Annotated in this window: 8 protein-coding genes and 2 tRNA genes (1 of these 10 running past the window's edge); 3 read left to right on the plus strand and 7 right to left on the minus strand. The window is 37.6% G+C overall.

Annotated elements, in window-relative coordinates; genetic code table 11:
* Positions 1 to 6: 6 nt before the first annotated feature.
* The 7 genes from HMPREF3129_RS12740 to rsgA all read right to left on the minus strand — a co-directional run bounded on the left by HMPREF3129_RS12740 (position 7) and on the right by rsgA (position 11,583).
* Positions 7 to 2,532, minus strand: coding sequence for a fimbria/pilus outer membrane usher protein (locus HMPREF3129_RS12740; protein ID WP_036919585.1), 2,526 nt, complete (start codon positions 2,530 to 2,532; stop codon positions 7 to 9).
* Between the two features lie 12 nt (positions 2,533 to 2,544).
* Positions 2,545 to 3,204, minus strand: coding sequence for a fimbrial biogenesis chaperone (locus HMPREF3129_RS12745; RefSeq protein WP_004246313.1), 660 nt, complete (start codon positions 3,202 to 3,204; stop codon positions 2,545 to 2,547).
* A gap of 64 nt (positions 3,205 to 3,268) precedes the next feature.
* The gene (locus HMPREF3129_RS12750) at positions 3,269 to 3,790 is read right to left on the minus strand and encodes a fimbrial protein (RefSeq protein WP_004246312.1); all 522 of its coding nucleotides are present in this window, start codon (positions 3,788 to 3,790) and stop codon (positions 3,269 to 3,271) included.
* A gap of 211 nt (positions 3,791 to 4,001) precedes the next feature.
* Entirely contained in the window at positions 4,002 to 4,865 is an 864-nt protein-coding gene (locus HMPREF3129_RS12755; RefSeq protein WP_004249644.1) for a LysR family transcriptional regulator, read from the minus strand.
* Between the two features lie 1,301 nt (positions 4,866 to 6,166).
* Entirely contained in the window at positions 6,167 to 9,502 is a 3,336-nt protein-coding gene (gene mscM / locus HMPREF3129_RS12760; protein ID WP_004249643.1) for a miniconductance mechanosensitive channel MscM, read from the minus strand.
* Positions 9,503 to 9,524: 22 nt separating this feature from the next.
* Positions 9,525 to 10,436, minus strand: coding sequence for an archaetidylserine decarboxylase (asd, locus tag HMPREF3129_RS12765; RefSeq protein ID WP_004246309.1), 912 nt, complete (start codon positions 10,434 to 10,436; stop codon positions 9,525 to 9,527).
* 88 nt (positions 10,437 to 10,524) lie between these two features.
* Complete coding sequence (gene rsgA, locus HMPREF3129_RS12770) at positions 10,525 to 11,583, minus strand: small ribosomal subunit biogenesis GTPase RsgA (protein ID WP_036919590.1); 1,059 nt, start codon at positions 11,581 to 11,583, stop codon at positions 10,525 to 10,527.
* Positions 11,584 to 11,698: 115 nt separating this feature from the next.
* Here rsgA and orn point away from each other — a divergent pair, with 115 nt between their 5' ends.
* The 3 genes from orn to HMPREF3129_RS12785 form a co-directional block, all read left to right on the plus strand.
* Positions 11,699 to 12,244: an oligoribonuclease gene (gene orn, locus HMPREF3129_RS12775; protein ID WP_004253041.1), complete on the plus strand. Its 546-nt coding sequence runs from the start codon at positions 11,699 to 11,701 to the stop codon at positions 12,242 to 12,244.
* Between the two features lie 167 nt (positions 12,245 to 12,411).
* A tRNA-Gly gene (locus tag HMPREF3129_RS12780) sits at positions 12,412 to 12,487 on the plus strand.
* A 40-nt stretch (positions 12,488 to 12,527) separates the two neighbouring features.
* Positions 12,528 to 12,559 (plus strand) — tRNA-OTHER (locus HMPREF3129_RS12785); it runs 50 nt beyond the window's last position.

Consider the following 12,559-nt stretch of genomic DNA (forward strand, 5'->3'; position numbering starts at 1 on the left):
TATCACCTATCTGCAGTCCAGTTGTAAAAATTGAATTTTCTCGAGCGATAGATCGGCGTTTAATGTTGCTTGGCACTGTTCGGTAGCACTATTCCCCCATTTGGCTTGTAGTTGACTACTTGCAGGTACACCATTTAGGAAAACCTCACCATCATTAGCCACAATCCCACTGGAAATCACTTGTCCATCTTGGCTAATTTCAACTTGGCTACCGAATGGTAAAGGTTTACCGTTATAAGAGAGGTTCACTAATACTCTTGCACCCTTGCGAGCTTTAAAATCGGCTAAAACAATCGCGCCTTTCGTTGGGATCACTGTTGTTGAAGTGAGTTCCACATCGTTGTTTCCCTTTAAGGAAGCGGGATCAACCGTTACTCTATTGCGTTCATAACGGGAAACGTTAGGGATAACGGCATAACCTTGAGCATTGGTATATAAACTTTGTGCACTGCTAATTTTCAAATGATCAATATCTTCCGCTTTGATTAAAATAGCGGAGTCATAGATAGTGCGAGATGGGGTTATTCCATCTTGATGGATTAATAACGCGCCAGTTGCTCCCCAATTCACTGACTGGAAACGTTTATCATAGTTATAACCAGCACTGATTTCGCCACCTGAAGCACTATAACTACCATTGATAGCACCGCTATATTCTTGGCGAGTATGGTTATAGTTTTGCGAAATATCATACTGAAGATTGTTATCTTCGAGACGAGTACCACTTAAACTCACAGAACTTATCGAATCACCTTGTTTACTGGTGTTATAACGATAACTTAACCAATTGTTATTGTTGGTCATATTGAACGGTAGGTTAAAGTTAATCGATAAAATTTGATCGGTTAATTCACTTTCTTGCCGTTTATTATAGGCATAAGAAATACTATAACTGAGTGAGCGATAATTAGAGTTAAAGCTTAGGTTGATATTGCGATCGACTCTATCTTGATACCAATAGTATTGCTGATAACCATTTAAAGAGAGGTAACCAAGCTCTCCTAATGCTTGCGATACTGAGATCTGAAACTGTTTTTTCTTACGATAAAGCTGTGAAAAGCGTTCATTCGTGGTTGAAAAATCATAATAATCTTTAGTTGAGTAGCGATAAGACGCTAATGAGAATCCTGTTTTGGTATCCGGTAAATATTTTGAATACTGGACACGATAAGATTGCCCTTGTGCTTTATGGTTATCGATAAGTGTGGTATTTGCATGAGTTATATCGGCTGAAATCGCCCCTAAATAACCCATATTTACGCCGGCACCTATCGCATAAGCTTGATAATCTGCTGAAAGTAGCGTACCTCCATAAAGGGAAAAATTATAAGGTAAGCCGTAAATGGCAGAAGCTTGTAAAAAGGTCGGTTTTCGCTCTGCGCTATCAGCATTATATTTCCCCAAGTCGAGACTATATTTTAAGTTCCCAGCTCGTTGCATCATGGGGACTGCAGAGAAGGGTTGGGAAAATGTACGTTTGCTTCCATCAGCTTCTTCAACAGTCACTTGTAAATCACCACTATAAGAGGTGGGATAGAGATCTGATATTTCAAATTCACCGGGGGGAACAGAGGTTTGATAAATAACACTATTATTTTGGCGAATAGTCACCATTGCGTTGCTTTGTGCAATTCCTCTTACAACAGGAGCAAAGCCACGCTGACTTTGTGGCAACATGCTTTCATCTGAGGCTAATTTAATACCACGATAAGGAACACTTTCTAACACATCATTACTTGATGCGGTTTCACCTAGTGTTAATCGACTTTTTAAACGGCGGATATCGCGTTCAACGTAAGTTTGTAGACTGTTCCATTCTGCGGCATTATCACTATTTTTGTTGTAAGTGCTGTGATTACGTACACGCCAAGCGCCTAGATTAATACCACTGCGTAATCCTAAAAAGATATTGTCACTGTCTTTTTGGTCTCGATACCAATATTTATTCTGACGATAGGTGTAATTAATAAAGGCTGCATTAATCCCATCATTCCATTCTGTGGGGGATATATAACCTTGCCCATAGTTATATAATGCAATTTGTGGGATCGAAAATGATAATCGCGCACGTGAAAAATCATATTTATATGTAGCATTAGGAATAACACGAGCAATATCCGTTATTTTACTACTATCAGGTTGTTGGCTAAACGCGTCTGTAACGGACCCTTTGACTCCCCAATTGAGTAAATCCTGTTTACTGATTTCAGGCGCCAGCACTTTTTTATCGTCATCAAAAATAAAACGAATTTGACGATTATCGATAAGTTTATCGTTAAGATAAATATCGACAGAATAGACACCAGGAAGTTGTCCTCCTGCATAGGACAGGTAATTCAGACTGTTAATATCTGCAACGTGATTTTCGATACCTAAATTAAGTGCTTCAGGATTAAAAATATCTTCAGCAAGAACAGTATAAGGGAATAAAACAGTCGTGATAGCAATAGCTAACACTCCACGACGATAAAGATTATCTGCCATGTTGATGGGTAATCGTTTTGTAGATACTGCTATCATAGAAAAAGTCATCGCCGTATACTCTTAATTTAATACTTTATCTACAGTCGCACCGTAATCATTGATAAATTGAACGGTAACTTTCTGCGGAATATGATTTTCTTTTAGCAAGACCACTTCTTGGTGAGGATTAACAAAATCATTAAATGGGTAGCGTTTATCACCCACTAAGATATGTTTAATTGTCAGGTGATACGGCGTATCGTTATTTATTACTAACCCTTTATTTTGTTTAGATAATTTCACCTTATCAAAATCAAGTGGTTCAATATCATGGGCACGGAGAAACAATTTAAATTGAGAGTTAATCACTAATTGGAGTTGATTCTCTGGACTTTTTTCCATCGGTGGAATGGATTTGATATTGAGCCAATAAACCACTTCTTGGTTTGATGCCAAAGGTGCTCCGGTATATGAAATTCGCGCCGTGCCTGAACTATCTGGCTCAATACGAAATAGTGGAGGTGTTGCAATAAAAGGTGTTTTTTCATCACCTTGATAAGCTGAAACCCAACTTTGAATTAAATAGGGTTTTTCCTTATCCGTATTCATAATTGGAATACTGATTTCACGTAGATTATCGTCATAGACAAAACGTGTTCCTCCCACACTTATTCCAGCAGCTTGGCTAGCCGTTATGAGGGAAAATAGTAAAAATAATATTAGGGAAATATTCTTTTTCATAAGTGGCCATAAGTTTGAGGAGAGGTGAGAGGGTAATGGTGATTACCCTCATATTTATCATTTATTATTTATATTGGATGCTATATACAGCAGAGCCATTGGCAGGGCCTGGTGTTGCCGCATCAGTTGCTTTATAACGAGCAACGTAGTCTAGGTTAATTTCCGTACCTGTGATCTGTACATCTTGTGAATCGTCATACAGTTTGATTTGGGAAACAGCATCTTTCTCAAATAACGCGATACCTACGTTAGTTGCGCCACCAGAAACTTGATCTATAGCTAAGATATCTCTGTCGCTTGCATCACGAGTACCGCCAAAACGTACGGCTACCGTGGTATCAACAGGGCAGTCGATTAATTTAATGGTAAAATCTTTCAGGCCAGCAACTTCCCCTTTGGTTGCTAAGCTTTTAGAAGAAACTTTGCCTAAGTCGACGGTTAAGTTTTTAGAAGAGCCATCAACAGTACATGCTTGATCGGTTATTTCTCCCGTAAAGTTAATTGTGCCTGATGCTAAAGCAGCAGGTGCTGAGAATATAGAAAGAGTCACTCCTAATGCACAGAGTGATTTATTTAATTTGCTCATGATCGGTCCTATATAAAAAGTAAGCGAACTTACTTTTTAATCTATTTATAAGTATATATGTGTATAAATTTATTTGCATAGACAGTATGCCGATAAAATATAACACTGCTAATTTTTTAAGTTAATAAACATTTACATGAGTTTTTTTGTTCTTGCATCAAATTATTTAATATGTCGTAATTTAATTAAAATGATTTTTTATTAAAAGTTTTTAGATATTTGTTGAATAGCTAATTGTTGATAATAAACTTTGCAAGTTTTCATTAATAAATGAATTTTTATTCAAATATAAATAGAATTTATATTCCTTCTCTTTTTTATGCGTTATTAATTGTTTTATTGTTTTTTTATTCAATTCATCTTGAATAAAAATAAGGGGGAGACGTGCATAACCTAAACCATGCTGAATTAAGCTAATTGCTGTCTCTACAGAGCCAACTTGAATGACTTGGGCCTGATTATCAGTATCGGGTGAATCAGGAGAAAGAGAAATACAGCTATGCCTTTGTAATTCCTGTAATAATTCCTCATCTTGTAGTTTCTGTAATGGGCTATCTGGATGTGATACTAAGGTAGTTGTAATGCTTTCTAAAACAATAGGTTGCAGTGATTTAATATAATAAGGTGACACAATTAAATCATATTCTTTTTGCGCTAAAATTTCTGATTTGCTGAGAGAATTCCTATAAATATTAATATCATACTGTTTATTCTGCTTAATAAATTGTGAGATTTTATTTAAAAAAAGATCAGCGACATACATTGGGTCAATTAGTACGTTAATTTTTAACTTATTGTTAATCTTGATGTTTTTTGCCTTTTTTTCTAGAGATAATGCTTTTTCTGTCACTTCTCGAGAAAGTGTTAGCAATAGTTCTCCCTCAGTAGTTAATACTGCGCGTCTTTTTTCTAAAGAAAGTATTTCTATACCCAAGGTTTGTTCTAACTTATTGATAGTATAGCTAATTGATGATTGAGTCCTATGTAACACATCAGCGGCTTGAGCAAAGCCACCGTAATCAACAACAGCTTGTAAGGTGATCCATTGGTCTAATGTTGTGCGGGATTTTTCCATAATGGAGTCCTTCTTATTATTGTTTATTAATAATGCATTTTAAACGAAGCTAGCAATATATCTTAGCATTGTTAATAGGTAATAATACGCATTTTTTTTGTGAGTTAAAAAAATATTAACATTATAAGTTGTAATGCTACTTTTTAATTAGAGAAGAATATTTATAGTTATTTTTTATTGTTATCTTTGAATATAACACTTAAATTTTTATTTTTTTATATGTAATTTTTATAACTATTGTTTTTATTTTCATTAATAGTCCACTTAAGTCTTAGTATTTTTTTAATATAAATTGTTAATTGATGATTTATATTTCTTATTTGTGTTTTTTATTTTTCTTTTTTCATTTTATTTTTTTTATTTTGTTTTTATTAAATATAAATATTAATTAATTTCTTAATTACTTATTTTTTAATAAATATGTTTATCTATTATATTTAAAAATAAAGATAAAAAAGAAATTGGCCAAGTTAGTGTTCACCTCGTGTGAAGAGAAAACAAACTTGCGTATATAATAAATTAATACACTTATCTTTTTTAGACTACTTGTTGGTGTTTCATATAGCAATTTGAATGATTTTTGCTACGTCACGCTGATGCAGCAAGGAAAAGGAGAGGATAATGATAGGTTAAAAAATAAACTAAAATTATTTGACTTAAGTTAAACAAAAATTAAATATGATAAAAATAAGTAAAATAAAATATCGAAAATAGTATTTTAATACTCATTTATTGAGTAAATTTAAGTATAAAAACGTATTTTTGTGATCTTTAGCAATAAAAAAAGATAGGCGTGTTTGCACAAATTTTTGAAGAATACAGAACAAATATGGCTTTTTATATTGCAAAAATTGATAAAAATTAAAATAAGAGAAAACAGTAAGCAACTAAGATGGTCGCTATTATTTCTTAATTCTTTACTTAGTAAGAAGGATCTTTGGTAATAAAAGAGATCTCTATAAGTAAATAGAAAACTAAGTAACATTTTATGATGTTCATATTCCAATATTGTATAATTATATATCGATAAAATAGTTTCATTGTGTTATTAATCATCAATTTTATTAAACAAAAAAGTGAAAAAAAGTTATTAATAGTGATAGGTAAACGGAGTGTGCATACCTATTGTGGTGTGACATGCGTCATACCAACAGAATAGCTGTTTATAACTGGCTGTTTGTATTGAATGCTAGGCGCATAACAGTGGTAAGAAGCGAGGTAACAAGAAGCAAAAATGCCACTATTTTGGTTTTTTCATTTAAATTAGTGGCATTTTTATTCAAAGTAATAGATGTAATTGACTACAATCCGCCTACTTCTCTCGGTGTTGCACGCATTGAAGTACTAATGGTATTACCCACCATATCTACCCGTGCTTGGAACGGCGGGAATGGTAATGGAATGCCATGCTCTGCAAAGGCTAGCAGAATATTTTGATGGATCTCATGTCTGGCTGGCATTCTATGTCCCATTTCTGCGGCATAAACACGTAACTCGAAGATTTGGATCCCTTGTTGTAGGTCAACCAAGTAAACCTCAGGAGCGGGGTTGTCTAAAATCATGGTAGAGCGTTTAGAGGCTTCTAATAAAACATTGGTCACTTGTTCACTATTGCAATCAGCTGGCGCAGGGATGGTCATTACGATACGTGTAATAGAGTCTGATAATGACCAGTTAATAAATTGCTCTGTAATAAATGCTTTATTAGGCACAATGATCTCTTTTCTATCCCAATCGGTGAGCGTGGTGGCTCGCGTATTGATTTTAGAAATATTCCCAGTCAAGTTACGGATAGTAACGGTATCACCAATACGAATTGGCTTTTCAAACAAGATCATTAACCCTGAGATAATGTTGGCAAAAATTTCTTGTAAGCCAAAACCAAGACCTACCCCCATAGCGGCAATTAACCATTGTAGTTTTGACCACTCAATACCTAATAATGAGAAACCAACAATACTGCCTATTAGGGTGATGCTGTATTTCGTTAAAGTGGTAATGGCATAACCTGTACCAGGTGTTAGATCTAAGTGTTGTAAAATTGCCAGTTCAAGCAGTGCTGGCAGGTTTCTTACCAATTGTGCCGTGATAATAATCACTAATATAGCGACTAAGATAGACCCCATGGTAATGGGCTGGATAGTATTGACGCCATTAACAGAGGAAGTCACATCCCATAGTCGGATATTATCGACAAAAGAGAAGGCTGTATTGAGCTCTGACCAGAGTAAAATCATGGACACGAGTGCAATCATGGTCAGAATAGAACGTACTAGACCAATAGATTGTGCACTAATCGCATCAAGGTCAATGGCTTGATCTTCCAACTCTAAGTTAGCGGTACTCTCACCACTGCTGCCAACAATGGTATTCTCATCTTCCCCTTTGGCTCGTTGAGCTAAAATTTCTGCCCGTTTTTGTTTGGCTCGTTCAAAGGCAAGCTTACGACGTTGGATCAGCATCCATCGTTGAATAATATGATAAATAATCAGCAAGGCAAACCAAATCGCCACAGACATCTCTAAGCGACCCAGTAATACGATGGAGGTTGAGAGATAGCCTAAGATAGCCGCGAGGGCTGCAAGAACAGGGGCAACAAGTAAGAACCACCATAAAATGGTATTTATCACATTATCACCAGAGCCATGTTTATCTAAGTAAAGCGGCACATGTGCCTTTTTTAGGCTTGAGGTAATAAAACTTAAAGCAATGCACAATAATAAAAAGCAAAAACGTCCAACTGTTGGCGCAAATTCTCTGTCACTATAGTATTCAAAGGTGATAAGCGACATCATTAACGGCACAATGACGAAAATCGACAGTTGATAAAAGCGCATCGCTTTTTTCACACGACTCTCTTTCCATTTAAATTGCGCGATAAATAACCCATTAGGGCGAGCAAAGGTAGCACTTATCATAAATAGCCATAGCACGGGGGCTGCGGCAGTTACACCATAACCAATCGCTCCCGCCATGGGATAACGCCATTCGACACTTTGTAAACCATATCCTACGGCAGACCATAATAGCGGTAGTGGTAAGGCGATTAATATTGACCAAAATACGGTACGCACCGTTAATGAGAAATGATCTTGAGTGACTTTACCAATGCGATTACTGACTCTTTCAAGAAACGCATTGTAATGCTTACGGGTACGAAGACTAAAACCGACAATAGATAGGGTGACCAGTAGATAGATAAAGGTATCTTGGTTTTTGAGCATGTTAACCGCAGCATGCCCTAATTGTGAGAAAGTATCTAATGAGAGTAGGCGAGTAATATCTTTAATTAATAAAACCGGATAATTGAGTTTTATTGGGCTGATATCGGCCACCCAGAACATATAGCGGTTTGTGGCATCTTTTGTCTCTTTTAAGGCATCCGCAAGTTGTGTTGTGGCTACTTTAAGCTTGGTCAGCTCTAAGATTTGGGAGTCATAACCGGATAAAAGAGAATTGAGTAACTCTTGGCGCGCTTGAATGAGGGAGTCAAAAATATATTGCTGAGCTTCTGGTAGCTTTGAGCCATCGGCAGTTTCAGGAGGTTGGATTTTGCCTAGGTTTTCTAGCATCTCTTCATAGCCTAATCGTTCAACACGTAACTGAACGATATCTCTATCCAGCTCTTGAGAGCGGGGCATTTCAGGTAAGCGGGCCAATTGTGTTCTTAATGCTTCACCTAATGCCGTAGAGCCACTTAACCATTGTGCTTGCTCTCGAATGGTTGTGAGTGTCTGTCTTACTTGTTGGGTTTGTTGTGTTGTTAGACGCTGTTTTTCGGTTAACTCACTCATTTCTTGCGTCTGTTTATTGAGGATCTGAGAAAGTTGACGGTTAGTCTCGATTTGCTTAGTCAGAAACTCGGGGAGTTCGCCCCCTTGCTCGGCGAGCATTTCTGTCTTTTCTAAAGCGAGATCTGCCACTTCTTGGCGCTTAATATTCAGTAAACTACGCAATTGTTGCAGTTGTACATCAAGTCGTTGATAACGTTTTTTAAATAGCTCCAAGCGCAGTCGAGTAATTTCTTGACGATTATTAGCAGAAAGTTGCGCCATTTCCAGCTCATTAACCATCGCTTTTCGTGCTGTGACTTCAGCTTGGGTTAATTTATTTTGTGCTTCTGCTAGTGGGGTGTTTGATGCCCCTATTGCCGCTAAACGCGCCGTTGCATCACTTAGTAAACGACGAGCTTCTGAAAGTTGCTGAGGGAGTAAATTGAGTGATTCGCTGATTTCACGGCTTTTATCTTGCTCTTGTTGTTGTAGCCGAGCTTGTTCCATCAGTTGGCTACTCACTTGAATGATTTTTTGCTCAAGCTCAGGAATAGTAATTTTTTCTGGAATTGTTGGAACTGAGTGACTCTCTTCGAGTAATTTAGCCCTTAGCTCTTGAGTGATCTGCGGATATTCATCAATAGTCTTTTGATAATTATCCGCATTAACTTGAGCTTTTTCACCATCATTTATCCAATTGATGGTGCCTTGTAGCGCCTGAACAGTTTCAATATCTTGAGGATTAGTACTGCCTTCAAGTTGTTTGATATCTTGACGTAATTTATCAACATCCGCAGCAAACACCGAAGTATTGAATGAGATAGTCAGAAAAAAGCTAAAAAGTAGACTGATTATCAGGCGCACAAGGTTTACTCCGAATTACGAATTATTCATTAATGGTATTATTATCGCAGGCCTTATGATCAGTGCCTGTGGCATTAATGATAGAGCCTAGTAGTTCTCCCATTAATGTTACAGAGCCGTTCATCAGATCTTTATTTAATTGAACACTATTTTCAGGGAAGAGGTTAATAACGGTCGAGCCTAATTTAAAGCGTCCCATCTCTTCACCTTTTTTCAGAAATATAGCGCCAACTTTATCCGCTTGAGGATAAGTCCAACGTTTAATAATACCTTCACGTGGTGGTGTTACCATGCCACACCAGACCGTTTCAATACTCCCTACAATGGTCGCTCCAACAAGAATTTGTATCATGGGACCAAATTGGGTGTCAAAAAGGCAAATAATACGTTCATTACGAGCAAATAAGTTAGGAACATTTGCCGCAGTTAAAGGATTAACAGAAAAGAGATCGCCGGGGACATAAATCATCTCTTTTAATAATCCATCGCAAGGCATATGAACACGGTGGTAATCCCGTGGTGAAAGATAGGTTGTAATAAATTGCCCATGGCGGAACTGGTCGGCCAAGGTAAAATTACCTGCTAGCAACGCTTCAAGGGTGTAAGAGTGCCCTTTGGCTTGTAAAATTTGATCGTCTTGGATCTGACCAAGCTGACTGACAGCGCCATCTGCGGGGAGAGCCAGTTGGTTATCTCCTTCAACAATAGGGCGAGCGCCATCTTTTAATGCACGAATAAAAAACTCATTAAATGTTGCATAAGCCTGAAATTGGCTCTCTTTCGCTTCATTCATATCAACTTTATATGCGCGAGCAAACATTTTGATAGCAAATTGAGTAACGCTACCCGCTTTTTTATTGGCAAACCAACCAGCTAGCTGTGTTAGCCATAATTTAGGCAATAGATACTGTAGTTTAATTTTTAGCTTGTCCAAAATGGCAACCTCTGGGATCGAACGATAAAAAATCGACAAAAGGGGTCTATTGTACCCACCCTTAATAGGGTTGTCAGTGAATCTATGCTTAAGAGTCTAAATTAATATTTTTACGCACTTTCACCTGACTCATACTTTCTAAAATTCGGTGATAGTTTTCAAATCGGGTTGGTGCGATTTCACCTTTATCTACGGCTTCGGTGATCAAGCAACCCGGATCGTCATTATGCTTACAATCACGGAATTTACAGCCTCCTAAGAAAGGTCGAAACTCAATAAAACCTTTGGTCACTTGCTCAGGTGTTAAATGCCACAAACCAAATTCACGTACCCCCGGTGAATCAATAACATCGCCTCCTAGAGGGAAATGGTAAAGGCGCGATGCGGTGGTGGTATGTTGTCCAAGCCCTGAGTTGTCAGAGACTTGATTGACCAGAATACTTTCTTCCATTGGTGGTAAGAGAGTATTGAGAAGGCTCGATTTACCCACACCTGACTGGCCAGCAAAAATAGAGATACGGCCAATTAATGCTTGAGTTAATGCTTCTAATCCCTCTTTGGTATAGCTTGAGACTTCAAGCACTTGATAACCAATATCTTTATAAATTTGCATCCACTCACTTACCATCGCTCGGCTTTCTGCATCTAACATATCGACTTTATTCAATACAATAAGGGGTTCGATATTTAAGGTTTCACAAGCCACTAAGTAGCGGTCGATAATATTAAGTGAAAGCTCAGGTAAAATGGCTGAAACAATAATAATTTGATCGATATTAGCGGCAATAGGTTTAATACCATCATAATAATCTGGGCGAGTGAGTACAGAAGTACGCTCATGAACAGCTTCTACAATGCCATTGACGCGCACATTTTCTTGGGTTTGTAATGCAGGGCGCCACACCACTCTATCGCCTGTGACTAGGGATGAAATAGTACGGCGAATATTACAACGAGTAATAGAGCCATCTGCAGCTTCAATATCTGCATGTTGCCCAAAGCGACTGATAACGAGGCCTTCGGTCGCTTCGCCTAATTGTGTATCGTCTAATTCAACGTGATTTTTTTTCTCTTTGCTTTGCAAACGCTTTTTATGATTTTCTTGTACTCGGCGTTGCTGGCCTTTAGATAATTTACGTTTTGTCACCGATCCTCACTTGTGTTATTCGGTTAGATGTTCTTTTGTCGTGCTTATTGAGTAAACGCGCTATGATAAAGGTTAAAATATCATGTCTCACTCTAAGAAACAGCTAGGATATATTATGTCAAAAAGCGAGAACAATCTTATCTGGATAGATCTGGAAATGACCGGCCTTGATCCTGAACGCGATCGTATTATTGAAATTGCCACTATCGTCACCGATCCCCAACTTAATATTTTAGCTGAAGGTCCCGTTATTGCCGTACATCAATCGGATAAATTACTCGCCTCGATGGATGAATGGAATACTACAACACATACGGCAAGTGGTTTAGTTCAGCGGGTTAAAGAGAGTCAGTATGATGATGCGGCTGCACAACAAGCCACTATCGAATTCCTTGAAAAATGGGTGCCACAGGGTGCATCACCGATCTGTGGTAATAGTGTGGGGCAAGATAGACGTTTTCTATTTCGCTATATGCCTGAATTAGAAAAATATTTTCATTATCGTTATCTCGATGTCAGTACACTAAAAGAGTTAGCTCGTCGCTGGAAACCTGAAATCCTTGAAGGATTTAAGAAAAAAAATACTCATCAAGCGTTGGATGATATTCGAGAATCTATTGCTGAATTAGCCTATTATCGCCAAACCTTTATTAAAGAGTAGAAATTAGCTGATTGATGGCGGATATTGCATCATTGTGACGATTTTATCGTCATGCAATCAAAAAAACGCATTTTTTTACTGATAAGGGCTTGCGGTTAAGCATTTTTCTCGTATAATGCGCTTCCCGTACCGATGAAGAATTTCGTTTGTACGGGTGTAAGAAAGATGCGGGAATAGCTCAGTTGGTAGAGCACAACCTTGCCAAGGTTGGGGTCGCGAGTTCGAGTCTCGTTTCCCGCTCCAAATCTTTCTTCGATAATTATCAGCACAAAACTTACCAAATGCGGGAATAGCTCAGTTGGTAGAGCACAACCT

It is taken from the genome of Proteus sp. HMSC14B05, from assembly GCF_001808035.1.
Taxonomy (GTDB): Bacteria; Pseudomonadota; Gammaproteobacteria; order Enterobacterales; family Enterobacteriaceae; genus Proteus; species Proteus mirabilis.